Raw genomic sequence first — 21,327 nt, forward strand, 5'->3', positions numbered from 1 at the left:
TGTAGCAGCACCTGTCCATGCATAACTGTAAGGACTTGTTCCGCCACTGGCCGATCCGCTCAACTGAATCTGGTTCACACCGTCATCATAACACGCTGCGTCGTCATCGCCGGCATCAGCTGTTGGGTTTTCATAGATCTCTAAATCTACTGTATCGGTATCCTCACATCCGTTGGCGTCTGTCACTGTCAAAGTGAAGGTATGAACGCCTACAGGTGCATTGTCCAATGTTGGATTAGCGATGTTCGTTGCACTCAAGTAATCTGTAGCAGCACCTGTCCATGCATAACTGTAAGGACTTGTTCCGCCACTGGCCGATCCGCTCAACTGAATCTGGTTCACACCGTCATCATAACACGCTGCGTCGTCATCGCCGGCATCAGCTGTTGGGGTGGGATAGATTGTAATAGTCAACGTTGCAGGAGCTGGACACCCACGTTCATTATAAACTAGCGCATAGAATGTGTGAGGTGAATTCGCAGCGGTAAGGGTGCCTGTCGTGGTAATTCCAATAGTATGGTCGGCATCACTGTACCACTCAACAGATATACCATTTCCAATTACATCACCATTATAGGTAGACAATGCTGTATCGGAGAAGACCTCCTCACAGAAATCATCTGTTGCATCTTCTGGCGTTGGAACGCCTCCAAAAGGTCCAGCTATGAAATCCTGTTGTGAAGCATTCGGAGATTGTGAATTTCTGGTTTCCAAAATAAAACTTGAAAAACAAGTATTTACTCCTTGAAAAAATGGATCTGATAAATCGATAAACCCTTCAAAGAATGCTCCTTCGTGGTATACACCATCTTTTTGAGTAATACCCGGACCTGTACTACCAGTATATGTCCAAACACCGGCACCTCCTTGAGGTATTATATCTTGTGAGCCAGGGTAAGGGCCAATAGCAGGCTTGCTCATATAAGGAATTGAAGGTATACTAAGCTCTACTGCATTTACAATAGCATTTGTGTCTACCCCTAAAAACTTTAAATTTCCTTTGGATTCATCACCATCTGGTGCATTAATCGGGTCAGGAAGTGGTCCATCATAAACTGCATCGGCCGGATCATTAACCCATCTAAAAAGTCTTAAATTTACTTTTCCACCACCATTGGTAAAATTACTTAAGGCCAATAAATCACCTTCTTTATGCGTACCGGTAAAACCGGCAGAATTAGCACCATCTAGAGGTAAAGGTGAAATACCGTCTAAAGTAAACCAAAATCCAATTTGAGCATCCCCATTAATGGCGATTCGGTCTCCAAAGAAATAGATCTTATCCCCGATTAAAACAGCACCACCATTTGAAATATCTCCTTTGTTGTTGGCATTACCAAGATTCCATATCCATCCATTTGGGAGGGCTGCATCAGGATCATTTACAATATTGACATCTGATGATCCTTCTGTAAATTGTGTATCATTATTACTCACGCCATCATCACTGGTGTTATCTTGAATAAACACGGCATCAAAAGCACCATTATATAAAACAGAAGGCCAATCGTACGGGTTACCATCGATACATATACCAGTTCCTTCAGGAACCCATTCAATATCAAAAGTTGCCTCACAAGCTGCGCCTGCATCATAAATATACATTGCCGTAGTAAAATTAATATAATCACCAGGGGCGTATTCATCACCTGTAGCACTAGGCCCAGTAAAATATTTAGGAGATACAAGACCTGGATCTGTAAAAGCAGGTAATTGGTAACCTAAAGGTTCAATTGCTTCACAAATAGTGACATCACCTGGATTTTGTGTATCGCATGGTGTTATTATTATTTGTGCCTCAGCATTAGAAGTGGAAAACAAAAAAAGCATCAACACGGCCAGGCCGCCTATGCTTTTAAATAATTTCTTAAGATTTAACCAACAACAGAGTGTATTATTGGTCGTTTTTAGTTTGGTAATTTTGTACATTAACATAACATTTAAGATTAATTAATAAATATGTTAACATAACACTGTATGCGCGGTAATAGTAGAATGAGGGGTTTAGGCGTCTTATCCATGATAAAACACATAACACGGTACCCTAAGAATTTGTAGAAAGAGGCATTCAATAGTGCTATTAATCAAATGCTTTTTTTCAAAAGGAGAATAACTCACAGTTTCGTAAGCATAGTAAAAATATAGAAATAATCTTAAACTTTGCCTCAAAAAGCCACTTTTTAGTTGACCCGTAACCTAACATCGACAAAATACATGATTTGCCTTTTTCTTGCCCTTAAGGCTTTTGGAGTCTATAGATGACATCCTTTTTAATTATATATATTCTTTTGATTTTCAATTGTTTACGATACTGTTCATTTCGTTTTCCAAGATCTCGACTGGGATAAATCAGACCTGAATTGTTCTATACATAGTAAATGACCGAAATTAATTACTAATAACCGATGTTTTATCATCGATGAACAATGAACAGTTAATGATGATCAAGTAGTAATGAATAATTAGGATTAATAATGCGTAATGATAAATACAAATAACTAATGTCTACCAACTAAAGACTAAAGTCTACCAACTAAAGACTAACGTCTCCCAACTATTACCTTAAAAAAATGAAAATCCTATTAATCCTTTGCCTGCTGATCCTGATTAACTTTATGCTCCTTGTGTTTAGTGTGAATAATAAAACGGAGCGTTGAGTGCGGGCCTTATATGTTTATAGGTTCATAGGTTGGGTGTAGCAATTCTTATATGGAACTGGTATTCTATAATTATGATGCGATGTCTCAGGCACTACGTTCCTATCGACATGACTGAACCGTCCAATTTGTGTTTGTAGTCATGTCGAATCTTTCAGCTGTCTATCAAGACAGGTTAAAGTGAGACATCGCATTATTATGTTTTAAAACTAAGTTATAAATGGATAATCCGATTTAGATGTAGTCAACAGGATGTGATGTAGCTTCGCTGAACCTAAAGGTTTCTCCCTCGAGTGCTGGAGGGCGACATGACTGAATGGTCCAATTTGTGTTTGCAGTCATGTCGAATCTTTTAGCTGTCTATCAAGACAGGTTAAAGTGAGACATCGCATTATTATGTTTTTAAAAATAAGTTATAAATGGATAATCCGATTTAGATGTACTCAACAGGATGTGATGTAGCTTCGCTGAACCTAAAGGTTTCTCACCGAGTACTCGGTGAGAAACCTTTAGGTATATTAAAAGTTGAGTTTGGCCTTTTTAGTTTATTAAGCTTCTCGATACTACCCCTCCCGAATCCTCGGGATCGGGGTCACTCGAAGTGACAACCTAATTACATATTAATATATCACCTATTTAATTCACCGTAGGTAAAAAACTGTAGTCCCTGCTGTAATCCAGCATCTGACTCACAAAACTCTCCGGATGGGTGACCTCAATGGCCGTGATCTCACCGCTCTCATCGGTTTCAGGGACCAATACCGGGTTGACATAGCCGGTGTAGGGCGCCGTCTTGAACTGCTTGTTGCGTTCCAAGACCTCGGCATGCAAAGCCTGATCCACCTTCACTCCATAGCCTTCAACCAAAGCCTCGGCCGCGGCATAGTCGCCTTCCGACTTGATGCGTTGGGTTTCTCTTAACAATTCCCCAAACAACTCACGCAGTTTGTCGTAGTCGTTTATATTATAATAGGTCTTCCCGTCGCGGGTTACTTTTTCAATCACATTGTCCGCCTGCCCCTTGTCAAAGGCCCAGGCTGAGATCCACTGCCGATTGCGCATATGGGACTCTTCCACATCATCCCCCAATTGCAGGCGCACCAATTGCTTCATCAGGCCGTTACTGATGTATTCGTCGTAGGAGGCCTTCCCTACCCCCTGCCAGTTATCGACCAGTCCCAGTTCCTCCAGCTTCGGATGGTAGATGTAATACAGGGCCACCAGATCGGCACGGCCCTCTTCCAGCGTTGAGGCGTAATTCTTAAGGGTCTTCTTGGTCTCCGCCACACCCGGGTTAAGCTGCCCTGAAGCGTGACCGATGACCTCGTGCAGGGCCGTTTCCAGTTTATCGGCCAATTCGAAATACTGCTTGTGGTTTTCTATTTCCTCCGCATCGTGAGCGAACTCTTCCAATTTTCCGACGCTGCCCACCTGGTTGGAGGCATTGATGATATTCCCCAGGGACACCGACTTGCTGCCCACCTCCTTACGGATCCAGTTGGCATTGGGTAAGTTAACACCAATGGGGGTACTCGGTGAGGCATCGCCGGCCTCTCCGGCCACATTCACCACTTTATAGGTGACGCCCACCACATTCTTTTTCTTGTGCTCCTCCATCAAGGTCGAGTTGTCCTCAAACCATTGGGCATTATCCGACAGGACCTTCATCTTTTGTGACATATCAAAATCGTTGATCTGCACAATAGTCTCGTAGGAACCGCGATACCCCAGAGGATCGTTGTAGACCTCTATAAAACTGTTAATGTAGTCCACATTGCCTTCCGTGGCCTTGGTCCAGGCCACATTATAATCGTCCCAGGTTTGTAAATCTCCCGTTTTGTAATAGTCGATAAGTAGACCCAGGGCATCTCCCTGTGCCTGATTTTCAGCAACACCCCGTGCCAGTTCGAGCCATTTAACGATCTCATCGATGGCGGCACCATAGAGCCCTCCGGATTTATACACGCGCTCTTTAAGCTGGCCATTCTCCTTGATCAGCTGGGAATTCAATCCGAAGGATAAAGGACGCTCCGGATCCGGTGACTGTTTTGCCGCATAGAAATCGATAACATCCTGATTCGTGACGCCCACACCGTAAAAGTTTACCGCCGACAGCGCCACATTATCAATGCCTTTAGCCTGGTTCACCTTCTTGGCATCCTGATCATTGAACAGGACCTCGAAGGCCTCACCTTCCAGTACCGTTCCGGTAGCCTCCAAAAGAATCTTTAAATAATCCGCAGTAAATCCGGGTTCGATCTTGTCATTGGAATAATGGTGGTGTATGCCGTTACTGAACCAGACCCGCTTCAAATAGGTTTCAAAGGCCATCCATTCGTCAGTGGTTTTATCCCCATCATAATTCACATAGACCTGTTCCAGGGCCTTTCGGATGCTAAGATTGTGTCTGTAATTCTGGTCCCACATGATGTCGCGTCCCGATAAACCCGCCTGGGTCAGGTAATAGACCAGTTTTTGCTCCTTTAAGGTCAACTGGTCCCAACCCGGGATGCGGTAGCGCAAGACTTTCACATCGGCAAACTGGTCGACCTTGTAATCAAAAGCGGCCGTCGTATCGGTTGCAGTGTCAGACTCTTGTTCTTTCTTCTCTGAAATACACGCGGTGGTTAAGAGCATAATAAGGGTAAGACCCAGGGTGAACAGTTTCATGAATTCGATTTTTTTCAGGTCAAATGTCATTATTTTAAAATTTTATATTATTCAAAAATTCATCAAATAAAACCCTATAATTTATTGAATAATCTATTTTAGAGACATTAAATTATAGAATATTAAATTTATGGATAGCAAATGTAATAATTTATTAAGAGAAATTTTAAAATGTTTATCTTTGATTTTAATATAAAATCCAAATTTTAACACCCTCATGAAAGGCTTTAAATATGTCCCCTTATTAATTCTTGTTCTCGTCATTTTTGGCGCCGTTTACGTAACGGTACAACCCGATAACTTTGAGGTGACCAGAAGCAGAACCATAAAAGCGCCAGCGTCGGTCCTCTATGATCAGATTATTGATTTCAGGAAATGGGAAGCCTGGTCGCCATGGATTGAACGGGACAGCACCATCACCCTGATCTATTCCGATACAACCGAAGGCGTTGGTGCCTCCTATTCCTGGATAGAGAAGGACGGTAAGGGCAGCATGACAACCTTGAGTGCTGAAGAACCGACTGCGATAGACCAACGCATGCAATTTGAGGACTTTCCGGCCTCCAGCATCCGTTGGAGCTTTGAGTCCCTTGATTCAGGAGAAACGAAAGTATCATGGACCATTGCCGGTGATAATTTGCCATTCGGGTTCAAATTGTACAGCGTCTTTTCCGGCAGTATGGAAGAACAGATTGGTCCGGATTTCGAACGGGGATTGGAAAAACTGGACAGCATCGCCCTGGCAAGGATGAACGTCTATAGTGTGACCATTGAAGGTGTGACAGAACACGGCGGCGGTTATTATTTGTACAATACCACCTCCTGTAAAATATCCGATTTTGAATCGAAGATGATGGGCATGATGCCGAAGCTTGAAGCCTATGCAGCACAGAACAACATTTCCATAGCAGGAGCCCCTTTTGTGAACTTGCTGAAATGGGATGAGGCCAACAACGCCACCATATTTTCTTGTTGTGTGCCCACCACTGCAAAAGTGATCTCCACGGAACCCGATATTCTAACGGGACAACTGCTCCCCTTTAAGGCTCTGAAAACAACCTTAAAGGGTGATTATGAACATTTAAAGGAGGCCTGGGACCAATCCATGGCCCATGTGACTGACAACGGACTGACCTTTGCAGATAATGGCCCAATGATGGAAGCCTACCAGAAGGGTCCTGCAGACACTGCAAACCCTGCCGAGTGGATCACAGAAATCTACATAGCCCTGAAATAAATGAAGCACGTATTACTGGTTTTTTTGGGTGGTGGATTCGGTAGCGTGTTGCGTTTTCTTATCGGAAAATACCTGAACAACATTGAAACGGGACTGCCCTTTGGTACCTTTGCGGCCAATGTTCTGGGCAGTTTATTTATTGGAATCATTCTCGGGCTGGCCTTAAGGCAAAATACCCTGTCACAAGGCCAGGTCTTCCTGCTGGCATCCGGCTTTTGCGGGGGCTTTACCACCTTTTCCACCTTTGCCTACGAGAACTATGTCTTCTTAAAGTCAGGTGACTTCACCAGTTTTGCCGTTTACACCCTGGCGAGTTTTATTGTTGGGTTTCTGGCGGTGTTTTTAGGGTTGTATTTAGTGAAGTGATTTGGTAGTGTTTAGACGGTAGACTTTAGACGTTAGTTTGTAGACAGAAGACAGTAATTATAAGTTTGAGGTCGAAGAATCCCTGTGGCGTACTTGGGATCGACTAGCCTGCCTGCCGCTGGGAGGTATCGAGAACAATTGGTGGTTTGCTTCTCGATACAACCCCGAATACTCGGGGTCACTCGAAGTGACATCTCGGTTAATATAATAATGTGATGCAGTTTTGCTAAACCTAAAGGTTTCTCCCCTCCCGAATCCTCGGGATCGGGGTCGACATGACTGAAGGGACATAATATATTACACCTGTCGGCTTCAAACTAACCATAACCTACCAAAAACTAAAGACTACCAACCAAAGACTAAAGTCTACCGACTACCAACTACAGACTAACCCCTATTTCTTAAACGCCTTTACCCCGGCCTCAATTCGCGTTTTTAAATAATTCTCCCGGGGTACAATGGGACAGGAATACTTGTCATTATAGGCGCAATAGGGATTATATGCCTCGTTGAAATCAATGACCAAGGTATCGCCCTTCGGGATTCGGGTATCGATGTAACGGCCTCCCCCATAACTTTCCAAACCATTGGTTTCATCCAGGAACGGCAGAAACAGATAATCCTCATAACCGTCCTCTGTAATCAACTCCTGGTTCTGATAGATGCTCAATTTAAAATCTGCCCCCTTTAATTGAAACTCGAGTTCCCCGTACTTTACATAAACGGGCAGTCGGTCGGTGGTCGTTTTCATTTGAAACGGTTCTTCATCCGGTGTGCGTTTGAAACGGGCAGTAACCACATAGGCGGAATCGTAGGTGAAAAACTCCAGTCCCTCGAACGATTTCCTGTCCTTATCCTTTAGCGGTGATGTGGTGGCATCTTTGAATTTAGCGTTCAAATCTTTCTGAAAGGCGGTGTCACCCCGTAAGGGACGCTTCTTCTGTGTGCACCCGGTGATACAAATGACGATTAAAAAGAGAGTAATAATAGGTTTCATTTTAAAAAAATTACACTTCAAAAATACAACTTAAACATATTTTACCTAGTTTTGAGGCTTTAAATCAAGAATCATGCGTTATATCGTCACATGTTATAAGAAACAATGGACCTCATTAGTGAGGGTATGTTGGGCTGATTATGTATTGTGGTGATATTTTAAAATACGATATCCATATATGAAAGTCCGACCCTAACGTCGGGCTTTTTTTATGAGTTAATCTATCGATTCAAAAGCGCAGCGCATTGCATTGATATAGTTGAATTAATCCTGACAAAGGAAGGATCAATATAAACAACAACCGAAAATGAAAACACTGTTCAAAAACTATCTGAACACCTTTGCAGGCTTATCCAGAGCGGTCTGGTGGCTGGCCCTTATTACGCTGATCAACCGGGCGGGAACGATGGTCATCCCCTTCCTATCCCTATACCTTACGCAGAGCCTCAACTTTTCATTGAGCGATGTGGGTTGGATTATGAGCGCCTTTGGATTGGGCTCGGTCGTTGGATCCTGGTTAGGCGGAAGGTTAACCGATAAAATTGGGTATTACAAGGTGATGGTTTACAGTTTGCTGGGCACCGGGATCTTGTTTATTGCGCTCCAGTACATAAGTACCTTCATCGGGTTTTGCCTGGGTATATTCCTGGTGATGCTGGTGGCCGACATGTTTCGCCCTGCCACCTTTGTGGCCATGAGCGCCTATAGCAAACCTGAGAATAAAACACGATCGGTGACCCTGATACGTCTGGCCATTAACCTTGGGTTTTCGGCAGGACCCGCCATTGGCGGTCTGATAATTACGGCCTTAAGCTATAAGGGCTTATTCTGGGTAGATGGTGTGACCTGTATTATTGCCGCCATTGTCCTGATAAATGTATTAAATCCAAAATCGACTGAGGTCTTGGACGATGTTACTGTGGAACATCCTGAGTCGGCCTACAGGGATAAGTCCTTCATCATATTCCTGGTGGCCATGGTATTGTTCGGTGTGATATTCCTGCAATACTTTTCAACCATGCCTTTGTATTATAAAGACAGACACCTCTTAACGGAGCTGGAAATTGGTATCCTCCTGGGCATGAATGGCTTTTTGATTTTTGTTTTTGAAATGCCATTGATCAAATGGCTGGAAAACACGAGACGCACAAAAACAGGTTTGATGCTCATCGGTGCCGTTTTGACGGCTTTGAGCTTTATGGTTCTTAATTTCACGTCCTGGGCGGGGATCCTGGTTGTCGGCATGTTGCTTATGACCTTCGGTGAGATGATTGCCTTTCCGTTTTCGAATGCCTTCGCAATCGAACGGGCTAAAAAAGGCAACCAGGGCGAATATATGGCCTTATATTCCATTTCCTTTTCCATTGCGCATATTATCGGCCATAATGCCGGTATGCAGATGACGGATCAATTGGGTTTCGATAATACCTGGCATATCATTACCCTATTAGGCGCTGTTTGTGTATTTTTATTGTTTATTCTGAAACGAAATCTGAGTTTAGCAAAACATAAATGAGTATGAGTCAACATATGAAAGATATTGTCATCATAGGCGGCGGACCCATTGGTATTGCATGTGCCCTGGAATTTGAAAAAAGACAGTGGGACTATGTCATATTAGAAAAAGGTGCCCTGACGAATTCCCTGTTTAATTATCCGAAAAATATGACCTTCTTTTCGACCTCTGAAAAGCTGGAAATCGACAGTATTCCGTTTATCAGTAAGAACCCTAAACCGAACCGTGATGAAGCTTTGGAGTATTACAGGAGGGTAGCCACCTCCAATGCCATACATATTAATTTATACGAAACCGCTGAACACCTGACCAGTCTAAAGGATGCATTTGAAATAACAACGGATAAGGCGCAATATCGCGCTAAGAAAGTGGTGTTGGCCACCGGCTTCTACGATATTCCGAATACGCTCGGTGTTCCGGGGGAACAGTTACCAAAAGTAACCCATTACTACAAGGAAGCGCATCCCTATAGCATGCAGGATGTGATCGTAGTAGGGGCGAGCAATTCCTCGGTCGATGCTGCACTGGAAATTTGGAGAAAAGGAGGACGGGTCACTATGGTTATTCGCGGCGCATCCATTGGGGAGCGCGTTAAATACTGGGTGCGTCCGGATATTATAAATCGTATTAAGGAAGGCAGCATTAAGGCCTATTACCATTCAGAGGTCGTTGAAATACGACCTAAAGAGGTTATCATCAATACGCCTGAAGGTCAGAAAGTCCTGCCCAATGACTATGTTGTTGCGCTTACCGGATACAAACCCAACTTTGATCTCCTCGAACAGGCCGGTGTATCCTTGTCCAATGACGACATAAAGCGTCCTGTATACAACGAGGACACTATGGAAAGCGATGTGGCAGGCCTGTATCTCGCCGGTGTGATTTGCGGGGGTATGGAAACGCATAAATGGTTTATAGAAAACAGCAGGATACATGCCAAATTAATTGCGGCGCACCTTGATAAGATATTAACCTAAACCAGATGATATGAACTTAAATCAGATAACCATCCCGTCTCTGGATGTTGCAAAAGCAACAGCATTCTATAAGGTCTTGGGCTTGCACCTCATTGTGGATGCCCTTCCGAATTATGTTCGGTTTGAATGCCCGGATGGCGATGCGACCTTTTCCATTCATAAAGTGGAGGCCTTGCCGATTGGCGAAGGCATAAGCCTCTATTTTGAAAGTGATGATCTGGACCAGTGGGTATCCGCCTTGCAGGATAAGTTCATTGTATTTGATGAACTGCCGGAAGATAGGCCCTGGCTTTGGCGTGAAGCGCATCTGAAAGATCCGGACGGCAACCATCTGATCCTGTATCATGCCGGTAAAAACAGGAAAAATCCGCCCTGGCGAATTACTTGATGTTACGAATTACAATGTCATGGGCTGTAAGAATTGCTAAATGGGTTTGATCTCCTTTTGCTTGACCACGCGAGACAACACGATCTGCGTTTTACTTTCACCATAGGTAATGAGTTGGTCGATAAAGCTCTCAAGGTGTTTTTGGTTTTTTAGAACCACTTCCATTACAATATTTTCATCTCCAGTAATGCGATAGCAGTTGATGACCTCATCGTAGGTCTTAACCTTTTCCAGAAATGGCTTTAGTTTTCCCATAAAGGCCCTTAGCGTTATTATCGCCTTGAGTTGATAGCCCAGTTCAAAGGGTGACACTGCAACCTTATACCCCTCTATGATCCCGAGATCTTCCATTTTTTTTATGCGTTCTGAAACGGCCGGTGAAGTAATCCCAACCTGCCTTCCGATTTCGGCATTCGAGAGTCTGGCGTTTTGCTGTAAACACTTCAAAATCTTCTTATTAAGGTCATCTAATCCCATTTAAAAGAAATTTAACTCTAAAAAGATAAATATTAAAGCAAATATACGATTTTACTTTAATTATTAAAGATGATTCTACTTACTTGTTACTAATTTTGGGTAATTGCTTAATGAAAAACAGATGAAATTATCAAATACCCCATCAAATCTATCGGAATTACCGATTTACAGAAAAGCTTTAGAGATTTTTGCGCTCTCACAGAACATTTCTGTGTACCTGAATCACGACCTTTCCGCCCTTCGGGAAGACGGCTCTGAAGACCATCACATTTATTTTTCAGGCGATATTGTCCAGCAATCAGTTTCCCTGGCTCCGGAGATCATGAATGCCGAACTCGAACGTCATTCCGAAAGAAAATACAAACATATTGCCTCCTTAAAGCGACTGACCAATCTACTCTATAAGAATTCATACCGTTTGGAGCGATCCAACTCCAATGGCAAGGACTTTTTACCGGTCTTAAGACGTGAATTGAAGAAGTTTAAAAAGCTCCAAAGCTCGTGGATGCTTACACTTTAAAAACGCAGGCCCTTTTTTAAAAAGCTATTTATCGAAATTATTTATTGATAAGACCTAACTTAATTCCTGATTGGACCAATGCGTCATGTCCACATGAGTGGAACGATTTATAATCCTTCAGTTTTACTCTTAATATGTTACGATTGCTTGTCACTTCGAGTGACCCCGATCCCTCCCGAGTACTCGGGATCGGGAGGGGTTGTATCGAGAAGCATATGGGATAAAAGTTCAAAACAGCTAACAGAGACAGGCAGATAAAAATACCTCATACATCAGTATTTTGCTCGAACTGTTTAAATCCCCTTTCGATAAGAGTTCTCCACTCGCTACGCTCTTGAAAACTGGAATCCTGAAAAGACCCTTCGACAGCGCTCAGGGTAAGCGATTCACACACTTTTTCCACCGGAAAAAGTGGTTTCAATATATCCAACTGAAAACAAAAAGACCCTTCGACAGGGCTCAGGGTAAGCGATTCACACACTTTTTCCACCGGAAAAAGTGGTTCCAAAATATCCAACTGAAAACAAAAGACCCTTCGACAGGGCTCAGGGTAAGCGATTCACACACTTTTTCCACCGGAAAAAGTGGGTCCAAAATATCCAACTGAAAACAAAAGACCCTTCGACAGGGCTCAGGGTAAGCGATATTCTCATTTTTCAATGCGCTACGCTATTGAAAACTGGAATCCTGCTTACATATTCCTCCTGTACTGCCCGCCTACTTCAAACAAGGCAGTTGTAATCTGCCCGAGGGAACAGACTTTGCATACCTCCATTAGCCCCTCGAACATATTCTCATTGCGAATCGCTTTTTGCTGCAATTCCTTTAATAATGCGGAACCATCATTCATGTCCTTCAGGTTTTCCAGCGTTTCTATCTGCCTTTTCTTCTCTTCCTCTGTGGCGCGGATCACCTCCACCGGTAAGACTGTTGGGGACCCCTTGCTGTTTAAAAACGTGTTGACACCAACAATAGACAGTTTTCCGCTGTGCTTCAAAGTCTCATAATGCAGGCTCTCCTCCTGAATTTTACTCCGCTGATACATGGTCTCCATAGCGCCCAAAACACCTCCGCGTTCCGTGATCCTATCGAATTCCAGAAGCACTGCTTCCTCTACCAAATCCGTCAGCTCTTCGATGATAAATGCCCCCTGCAATGGGTTTTCATTTCGTGTGAGCCCGAGTTCCTTATTGATGATCAACTGAATGGCCATTGCACGACGCACTGACTCTTCTGTAGGCGTGGTAATGGCTTCATCGTAGGCATTGGTATGCAAGGAATTACAATTATCGTAAATGGCATAAAGGGCCTGTAGCGTCGTGCGAATATCATTAAAATCGATTTCCTGGGCATGCAGGCTCCGTCCTGAGGTTTGGATGTGGTATTTAAGCATCTGGGTTCTCGAATTCGCTCCGTATTTCAACTTCATCGCCTTTGCCCAGATCTTACGTGCCACGCGACCAATAACCGCATATTCCGGATCGAGACCGTTAGAGAAGAAAAAGGACAAATTTGGACCAAAGGCATTTATGTTCATGCCTCGGCTCAGATAATACTCCACGTAGGTGAATCCGTTGGACAGGGTCAAGGCCAGTTGCGTAATCGGATTAGCGCCAGCTTCGGCGATATGATATCCCGAAATGGAAACGGAATAAAAATTTCTGACCTTATGATGAATGAAGTACTCCTGAACATCCCCCATTAACCGCAATGCAAATTCAGTCGAAAATATACAGGTGTTTTGTGCCTGGTCCTCCTTCAATATATCGGCCTGTACCGTACCTCGAACCTGAGATAAAGTGCGCGCCTTAATGGTATTATAGACCTGTAATGGCAACACCTTATCGCCTGTTGTTCCCAACAATAGTAAACCCAGGCCATCATTGCCCTCCGGAAGCTCACCATGATATTTTGGTCTGGGTTTCCCCTGATACATTGCCTCTATTTTGGCTTCCACTTCCGCCTCCAGGCCGTGTTCCCTGATATATAGCTCACATTGCTGGTCGATGGCTGCATTCATAAAAAAGCCAAGCAGCATGGGCGCCGGGCCATTGATGGTCATGCTGACAGAGGTCATGTCATCGGCCAAATTAAATCCCGAATACAGTTTTTTGGCATCGTCCAAACAGCATATCGAAACACCCGCATTGCCGATCTTTCCGTAGATATCAGGTCGGTAGTCCGGATCGTTTCCGTAGAGCGTCACACTGTCGAAAGCCGTGGATAAGCGTTTCGCCGGCGATTCCCGACTCACGTAATGAAACCGCTTATTCGTCCGTTCAGGACCGCCCTCACCGGCAAACATACGCGCCGGATCTTCGTTGGTTCGTTTAAAGGGATAGATCCCCGAGGCAAAAGGAAATTCACCCGGTATGTTCTCCTGCAACACCCAACACAATATATCACCCCATCCCTGGTATTTGGGCAATACGACCTTAGGTATCAGCAAGTGCGATAAGGAGGTGGTGTGGGTATTCACGGTAATGGCCTTGTCGCGAACCTTAAACGTATATTCCGGATCCTTATAGGCTTTCACCCTGTCCTCCCAGGTTAATATGGCTTCCCAATTAAAGGGATCCAGATGGCGCTTAATCCGCTCAAATTCCTTAAATAAATGGTTTAAAACGGTGACTTGGGATTCATCAGTGGAGCTGTTCGTCGAATTCGATTCTGTACTACCCTTTTGAACCCATTTGAGTATAGCATCCGACTGCAATCCGGAGGCACTGACAAAGGTCATTTCATCTTCTTGGGACAGGTGTGTTAAAGTCCCTATAGTTTTATAAATGGCATAGAGCTGCTGTGCGATGTCTACCTGTTCTTTGACATGTTTGTCATAAGCCCGGTTATTTTCTGCTATCTCCGATAGATACCGTGTTCTTTTGGGCGGTATGATAAAGGTCCTATCAGTTGTCCCCTCAGGTATCACATAATCAGACTTTAAATTCGCATCGGCCTTTTTCACCAACGTATCCATGACCGCTCTGTAAAGTCGATTCATACCCGGATCATTGAACTGTGACGCTATAGTACCAAAAATGGGTAGTTCATCCTCGGATGCATCCCACAGATGGTGATTTCGGACATATTGCTTTTTAACATCGCGCAGGGCATCCAATGCGCCACGTTTATCAAATTTATTGATGGCGACCAGATCTGCAAAATCGAGCATATCGATCTTCTCCAACTGTGTGGCCGCCCCAAATTCAGGCGTCATCACATAGAGGGATACATCGCTATGTTCAATGATTTCAGTATCAGATTGCCCGATACCCGATGTTTCTAAGATAATTAAATCGTATGCGGCGGCTTTTAAAACAGCAACGGCCTCCTGAACATATTTGGATAAGGCCAAATTGGATTGTCGCGTTGCCAAGCTGCGCATGTACACCCGCGGCGTATTAATGGCATTCATGCGAATTCTATCTCCCAACAGGGCACCCCCTGTTTTGCGCTTTGAGGGATCGACCGAAATTATGCCTATGGTTTTCTCAGGAAAATCGGATAAGAATCGGCGCACCAGCTCATCTACCAGACTCGATTTTCCCGCACCTCCCGTACCGGTAATGCCTAACACAGCAGGGACTTTACCCTCTTTAGCGCTTGCATTCAATGTGGGATTGAATGCCTTTTCAAAGGCCTTGTGATCATTTTCTGCCAATGAAATTAATCTTGCAATTACAGAAACATCCTTTTCCTTGAGGGCCTTTGCGATATCTCTTCCCTTAGGCAAGGCAGGTGTAGGATAATCGGATTGTTCGACCAAATCATTGATCATACCCTGCAAGCCCATTTCGCGTCCATCGTCCGGTGAATAGATCCGGGCGATACCGTAGGACATGAGGTCTTTGATTTCTGAAGGCAGGATAACACCACCTCCGCCACCAAATATTTTTATGTGTTCGGCTCCTCTTTCTCTCAGAAGATCCAGCATGTATTTAAAATATTCATTGTGTCCGCCCTGATACGAGGTCATACAAATGGCATTGACATCTTCCTGTATGGCCGTATTGACCACCTCATGCACGCTTCGATCATGTCCCAAATGAATCACTTCAACCCCGGTAGCCTGAATAATTCTGCGCATGATATTGATGGAAGCATCGTGCCCGTCAAACAGCGATGCCGCAGTAACAATTCGAATGTTGTGCTTGGGTTGATACGGAACTTGTTGATTCATTCGTAAATTATATTCATTTTAAGTACTGCAATTTACGAAATATTCAAATTTTTTTATTAAATGCACAATATTTTCTAAAATTTCCTTTTGGATTTATGATGCGTCATATTTTAAATTAATTTTGAACGCTAATCATTTGATGCCTTATGAATAAAATCATCATTTTAATTCATTGCAAAGACCGCCCGAACATTATTGCTTCGGTGACTAATTTTATCGCTGAGAAAGGTGGAAACATCGTTTACATCGATCAGCATGTGGACAGGCAGCAGGACATTTTCTTTATGCGTCTGGAAAGTGAATTTAATTCGAAAACATTTTCAACCGACAACTTTAAAGATGATTTTAAAGGAACATTAGCTGAAGCATTCGGCATGCGTTGGCGTATTTATTCCTCTGAATACAGACCAAAAATGGCCTTGTTTGTTTCGAAATACGATCATTGCCTTTACGATCTTTTAGGGCGTTATAACTCCGGAGAACTCAACCTCGACATCCCTTTCATTGTGAGTAATCATGAGGATTTAAAACCCATTGCTGAGCGATTTGCGATTCCCTTTTATCACATACCGGTTACAAAAGACAACAAGGCTGCCGCCGAAGATGAACAACTCAGGCTATTGGAAGCACACCACATCGATTTTATTGTGCTGGCCCGTTATATGCAAATTGTTTCCAGCAAACTCATTGATAAATACCCCAATAAGATAATTAACATTCACCATTCATTCTTACCTGCCTTCGTTGGTGCAAAACCCTACCATTCGGCCTTTAACAGAGGGGTTAAAATTATCGGAGCCACAAGCCATTACGTTACTGAGGTCTTGGATGCCGGACCAATTATTGAACAGGATGTTACCGGTGTTACCCATGCACACACCATTCAGGATTTAATTGCTAAAGGTCGTGATTTGGAGAAGATTGTTTTGGCCAATGCAGTGAAATTACATGCCGATCGAAAGGTCATGGTGTACAACAATAAAACCGTTATCTTTTCATAAGGGAAAGCGGTCGCCTTCTTCAGCAAAATGAAATCCCAATTTTAAAATGCTGTCTTTTACAGGGTGGTTTGCCTGGAGTGCAGGATTGGTATGGTTAAAATGTATAAAGTAGATCTTCGACCTGGTTTCAAGGGGTTCATTTTCAAATAATCGTATGGTCTCCGCAATAAAGGGATGTGGAATTTCTGCCATGGGGCGATCTACTTCACCATCCTTAAAGAAGGTCGCATCCAATAAAGCGTAATCCACTTGTTTGACTTCATTTACAATATCCCGTTCCCAAAGTTCCCATTTATCGATATCCGGAATAAAAAGTACCGATTTCGACTTGCCCTCAATACGGAATCCGACGGTTTCGGAGAACTCATCCCGATGCGGAACCTGAATGGGCATCACCTTGACATGAGGGCCCAGAACCTGAACCGAATCTGCCTTAAGTGCTTTTAAATCAATATTCCCAAAACTTACCAATTGTTTCCATGGCTGATTGGTCTCCAGAAATGCCTTCATCTTTGGCATAACGAATACCGGAAGTCGATTTGCATTTAAAGCCTCTCGTCCGAATTGCATCAGCCCCGTATAATGTCCCATATGAGCATGCGTTAAAAACACTGCATCTACCACCTTCCCATTATTCAGGTGTTGTGATTTCAGGATTTGCAGCTGTTCCCCGATGTGGGGCGTGGCATCGAACAACCACTTTTTTTGTTCTTGCAAATCGATAAGCCCCAGGCAAGACACCATTTTAGGCCTTTCTTCACCACTATAAACAGACTGACAGCAGGGCTTATCACAATCAATTTGAGGAAATCCGGCATCCTGGGCAACACCTAAAACCGTGACGTAAAGCTTGGATTCGGATTCATTTGTCGACAAATCCGGATTGCTGGTCCTACTATTCAGGCAATTAAAACAGACAAGGCACAACAGGAGGTATAGTGGTTTAATGCATTTCATTTTAAAACATATATATTTGTTAAAGATATAAAACCCCAAGTATTATGATCCGCAACACTATAACCTTTTTAATAGTTTTCATTTTATCATCCTGTGCCGAACTTCAACAAGTCGTGAACCAATTACCTCAAGGAGCGGTATCTCAAACTGAAATTGCTTCTGGTCTAAGACAGGCCCTGGATTTTGGAATTGATAAACAAGTCACAAAACTGACACAACCCGATGGGTTTTATAAAAACGAACTGGTTAAAATAGTACTGCCGGAAGAACTTCAAAAAGTAGATCAGACCCTTCGGGATATTGGCCTGAGTAAATTGGCCGATGAAGGGCTGAAATTGCTTAACCGTGCGGCCGAAGATGCCGTTAAAGAAGCGACACCTATATTTGTTGATGCCGTTAAAGGCATCACCTTCGCAGATGCCAAATCCATTCTTTTGGGTGCTGACGATGCCGCAACACAATACCTGAGCTCCAAAACGGCCTCTGCACTCTATGCTAAATTCCATCCAGTGATTAAAGACTCGTTCGCTAAGGTGGGAGCCGACACCATTTGGACCAATTTGATCAGTAAATATAATGCCATTCCATTGACGGCAAATGTAAACCCCGATCTCACGGATTATGTCACCAATGAAGCGCTTGAAGGGGTTTATACGATGATCGCCATTGAAGAAAAAGACATTAGAACCAAACTGACTTCAAGAACTACAGATTTATTGAAAAAGGTATTTGCCTTACAGGATTGATGGCCTAGTAATCGCTTTTGAATCATTTACGAATTCACACCCATAAAAGTGTTATATCGAAATACTTCCCACAGCTTGTCAAAAGACCTCTAATGTATTCGAATAAAATAAAAAAAGACCGAAGGATCGTATTGATTTTTAAATAAAAAATGTATATTTAATAGCTTGTTAATCACTGCTTAAATGAGTAGAATTGAAACCATAAAGTCAAACCAAAGTAAGCTCTTAAAAGAATACAGAGATCTTATTGAACTGGCCTATAATTCGAGACAAACGGATTCTGCCATCAGTGATGTATCGGAGTTTAAAGCAATAAAACTTCTCAATAAACTCAACAAGTTGGACTATTTGGCAAGAGAACAGGCACAATTGGCTGAATAATTATTGGTTATTTAACCTTATCATTACATCCAAATCCTTTATTTACCCGTATTTTGTAGAAAAAGAACTTATGAGTCCCCATTTTTGTACAATCGGTAAAATTAAGCCCAACCTTAACAAATTGACGAGCTTGAAACAATTTGAAAACAGAATTGCCAATTTTGTCGAAGACAAATCCAAGGTTGTCTATTCTGAAGAGCTACGAACTGCCTTTTAAAATTTCAGCCATTTCATGTTGAAGTTCTAATGCTTTAGCCGCCGCTTCTTCTGCGAAATCCTCATCCTGAGAGGCATAGATAATGCCGCGTGAGGAATTTATCAACAGTCCAACATTTTCGGTCATACCATATTGACATACCTCACGGAGGTCACCTCCCTGAGCTCCCACACCCGGAACCAATATAAAACTATCGGGAATAATTTGTCTGATCTCCGCCAGGTATTCGGCTTTTGTAGCACCCACAACATACATCAGATTTTTAGCATTATGCCATGTCTTTGAGACCTCGATAACTTCCTTGTAAAGTTCCTGTTCACCCACATTTAAGGTTTGAAAATTGAATGCCCCCTCGTTCGAGGTCAATGCGAGAAGGATGGTATGCTTGTTTTCAAATGATAGAAATGGTTCTACGGAATCCTTGCCCATATAAGGGGCAACGGTAATACTGTCGAAACCCAAATCTTCAAAAAACGCCTTGGCATACATCTTACTGGTATTACCAATATCACCGCGCTTGGCATCCGCTATGGTGAAACAATCGGGATAGTTTTTATTTAAATAATGAATCGTCTTTTCCAAGGCCTGCCATCCCTTCAGTCCGTAAGCTTCATAAAAGGCTGTATTTGGTTTATACGCTACACATAAGTGGTGGGTTGCATCGATTATAGCCTTATTAAATGCAAAAATCGGATCTTCCTCTGCTAAAAGGTGTTTCGGTACTTTATTAAGGTCAACATCCAATCCTATGCACAGAAAGGAGTTCTTTTTTTTAATTTCTGAAATGAGTTGTGATGTGGTCACTTGGTTTAATTTTATTCCTGAATCGAAAGGCATTCAGAGGTGCTTCTTCCATTTTCAATTAAAGAGCGTTGGACAGTATCGAAATTTTACAGGATCTCGTCACTTGCTTTTAATTTCTCCGTATTTTCCGCGAGTTGCAATTCATCAATTATTTTTTGAATATCGCCGTTAATTATATTTTGTAAATCGTAAAGGGTCAGACCAATTCGATGATCGGTAACGCGGCCCTGAGGATAATTATAGGTTCTTATCTTGGCACTGCGATCTCCGGAGGACACCATACTCCCTCGTTTGGCAGCATCTTCCTCCTGTTTTTTGGCCAATTCCAAATCATACAACCGTGAACGCAGTACCCTGAAGGCCTTTTCCTTATTCTTATGCTGAGATTTTTGATCCTGACATTGTGCCACCAGTCCTGTTGGAATATGCGTTAACCGCACAGCTGAATAGGTCGTATTCACCGACTGACCACCGGGCCCTGATGAACAGAAATAATCGATGCGCACATCCTTCGGATCTATTTCAACATCAAACTCCTCCGCTTCGGGAAACACCATGACGGTGGCTGCGCTGGTATGTACACGTCCCTGAGTTTCAGTTTGAGGCACACGCTGCACCCGGTGTACACCCGCTTCAAATTTTAGGGTACCATAAACATCTTCTCCAGTCACTTCAAACTGGATTTCTTTAAATCCACCATTCGTACCTTCACTGAAATCAACCGTACTGACGTTCCAACCCTTGCTTTCACAATATTTGGTGTACATTCTGAATAAATCGCCTGCAAAAATACTGGCTTCATCACCTCCGGTGCCGGCACGTAACTCCACAACTGCATTCTTTGCATCTTCCGGATCTTTCGGTATCAACAATAATTTAATATCTTCCTCCAATTTCGCAATCCCTTCCTTTGCCTCGTCATATTGTAATTTTGCCATCTCTGTCATTTCGGCGTCACTCCCATCGGCTATGATCTCCTCGGCCTCAGCTAAATTATGCGTCAGTTCAATATAGAGTTCTCGCTTATCCATCAGGACCCGCAAGTCTTTATACTCTCGGTTTAATTCAATATAACGTTTCTGATCAGAGATAATATCGGGTTGAATGATTAAATCACTGACTTCATCAAAGCGCTGCTTGACTATTTGCAATTTCTCTAACATTTGGGTTTTTTATTGGAGTCCAAAAATACGATAAATTATGTATTCTATGCTGCTTTATTGGGATCCGACCTGT

The 21,327-nt window shown here is 43.1% G+C and carries 18 protein-coding genes; 9 read left to right on the forward strand and 9 right to left on the reverse strand.

The genetic code is table 11. From position 1 onward, the window contains the following. Both MR041_RS15110 and MR041_RS15115 read right to left on the reverse strand, forming a co-directional pair. The coding region (locus tag MR041_RS15110; protein ID WP_242095091.1) for a PKD domain-containing protein at positions 1–1,929 on the reverse strand (1,929 nt) is incomplete at its 3' end. Positions 1,930–3,293: 1,364 nt separating this feature from the next. After that, the gene (locus MR041_RS15115; protein ID WP_242095092.1) at positions 3,294–5,327 is read right to left on the reverse strand and encodes a dipeptidyl peptidase 3; all 2,034 of its coding nucleotides are present in this window, start codon (positions 5,325–5,327) and stop codon (positions 3,294–3,296) included. 217 nt (positions 5,328–5,544) lie between these two features. Between MR041_RS15115 and MR041_RS15120 the strand changes: the two genes are divergently transcribed. Next, positions 5,545–6,564 carry an SRPBCC family protein gene (locus MR041_RS15120; protein WP_242095093.1) on the forward strand — a complete coding sequence of 340 codons (1,020 nt, stop codon included), beginning with the start codon at positions 5,545–5,547 and terminating at the stop codon, positions 6,562–6,564. After that, the gene (gene crcB, locus MR041_RS15125) at positions 6,565–6,930 is read left to right on the forward strand and encodes a fluoride efflux transporter CrcB (RefSeq protein WP_242095094.1); all 366 of its coding nucleotides are present in this window, start codon (positions 6,565–6,567) and stop codon (positions 6,928–6,930) included. A gap of 394 nt (positions 6,931–7,324) precedes the next feature. On the opposite strand, the gene MR041_RS15130 is transcribed toward crcB, so the two are convergent. Next, positions 7,325–7,927, reverse strand: coding sequence for a DUF1684 domain-containing protein (locus tag MR041_RS15130; protein ID WP_242095095.1), 603 nt, complete (start codon positions 7,925–7,927; stop codon positions 7,325–7,327). A gap of 307 nt (positions 7,928–8,234) precedes the next feature. On the opposite strand from MR041_RS15130, the gene MR041_RS15135 reads away from it, so the two are divergent. The 3 genes from MR041_RS15135 to MR041_RS15145 are packed head-to-tail and all read left to right on the forward strand — an operon-like array spanning position 8,235 to position 10,808. Further along, positions 8,235–9,443, forward strand: coding sequence for an MDR family MFS transporter (locus MR041_RS15135; RefSeq protein ID WP_242095096.1), 1,209 nt, complete (start codon positions 8,235–8,237; stop codon positions 9,441–9,443). Further along, positions 9,440–10,420, forward strand: a complete 981-nt coding sequence (locus tag MR041_RS15140) for a YpdA family putative bacillithiol disulfide reductase (protein ID WP_422613581.1) — start codon at positions 9,440–9,442, stop codon at positions 10,418–10,420. The genes MR041_RS15135 and MR041_RS15140 overlap by 4 nt, the downstream gene beginning before the upstream one ends. 10 nt (positions 10,421–10,430) lie before the next feature. Continuing rightward, the gene (locus MR041_RS15145) at positions 10,431–10,808 is read left to right on the forward strand and encodes a VOC family protein (protein WP_242095098.1); all 378 of its coding nucleotides are present in this window, start codon (positions 10,431–10,433) and stop codon (positions 10,806–10,808) included. Between the two features lie 36 nt (positions 10,809–10,844). Here MR041_RS15145 and MR041_RS15150 read toward each other — a convergent pair whose 3' ends face one another. Continuing rightward, on the reverse strand, positions 10,845–11,285 hold the full coding sequence (locus tag MR041_RS15150) for an Lrp/AsnC family transcriptional regulator (protein ID WP_242095099.1): 441 nt from the start codon (positions 11,283–11,285) through the stop codon (positions 10,845–10,847). Positions 11,286–11,406: 121 nt separating this feature from the next. Between MR041_RS15150 and MR041_RS15155 the strand changes: the two genes are divergently transcribed. Continuing rightward, a complete protein-coding gene (locus MR041_RS15155) occupies positions 11,407–11,805 on the forward strand; it encodes a hypothetical protein (RefSeq protein ID WP_242095100.1) in 399 nt (132 codons plus the stop codon). Between the two features lie 137 nt (positions 11,806–11,942). Here MR041_RS15155 and MR041_RS15640 read toward each other — a convergent pair whose 3' ends face one another. Next, positions 11,943–12,074 (reverse strand): hypothetical protein, encoded by a 132-nt coding sequence (locus MR041_RS15640; protein WP_262917597.1) that lies wholly within the window; start codon positions 12,072–12,074, stop codon positions 11,943–11,945. Positions 12,075–12,496: 422 nt separating this feature from the next. Continuing rightward, a complete protein-coding gene (locus tag MR041_RS15160; protein WP_242095101.1) occupies positions 12,497–15,985 on the reverse strand; it encodes a methylmalonyl-CoA mutase family protein in 3,489 nt (1,162 codons plus the stop codon). 146 nt (positions 15,986–16,131) lie between these two features. On the opposite strand from MR041_RS15160, the gene purU reads away from it, so the two are divergent. Next, positions 16,132–16,986, forward strand: coding sequence for a formyltetrahydrofolate deformylase (gene purU / locus MR041_RS15165; protein WP_242095102.1), 855 nt, complete (start codon positions 16,132–16,134; stop codon positions 16,984–16,986). On the opposite strand, the gene MR041_RS15170 is transcribed toward purU, so the two are convergent. Beyond that, positions 16,981–17,943, reverse strand: coding sequence for an MBL fold metallo-hydrolase (locus MR041_RS15170; protein WP_242095103.1), 963 nt, complete (start codon positions 17,941–17,943; stop codon positions 16,981–16,983). The two genes, purU and MR041_RS15170, sit on opposite strands and share 6 nt — an antisense overlap. Before the next feature lie 44 nt (positions 17,944–17,987). Between MR041_RS15170 and MR041_RS15175 the strand changes: the two genes are divergently transcribed. After that, positions 17,988–18,689: a DUF4197 domain-containing protein gene (locus tag MR041_RS15175; RefSeq protein WP_242095104.1), complete on the forward strand. Its 702-nt coding sequence runs from the start codon at positions 17,988–17,990 to the stop codon at positions 18,687–18,689. A gap of 183 nt (positions 18,690–18,872) precedes the next feature. Further along, positions 18,873–19,070, forward strand: coding sequence for a Lacal_2735 family protein (locus MR041_RS15180; RefSeq protein WP_242095105.1), 198 nt, complete (start codon positions 18,873–18,875; stop codon positions 19,068–19,070). Positions 19,071–19,269: 199 nt separating this feature from the next. Here MR041_RS15180 and pyrF read toward each other — a convergent pair whose 3' ends face one another. Continuing rightward, on the reverse strand, positions 19,270–20,091 hold the full coding sequence (gene pyrF, locus MR041_RS15185; protein ID WP_242095106.1) for an orotidine-5'-phosphate decarboxylase: 822 nt from the start codon (positions 20,089–20,091) through the stop codon (positions 19,270–19,272). A gap of 86 nt (positions 20,092–20,177) precedes the next feature. Beyond that, the gene (prfA, locus tag MR041_RS15190; protein ID WP_242095107.1) at positions 20,178–21,254 is read right to left on the reverse strand and encodes a peptide chain release factor 1; all 1,077 of its coding nucleotides are present in this window, start codon (positions 21,252–21,254) and stop codon (positions 20,178–20,180) included. Positions 21,255–21,327: the final 73 nt, after the last annotated feature.

Origin of the sequence: Aestuariivivens sediminicola (assembly GCF_022662015.1) — a bacterium.
Classification (GTDB): Bacteria; Bacteroidota; Bacteroidia; order Flavobacteriales; family Flavobacteriaceae; genus Aestuariivivens; species Aestuariivivens sediminicola.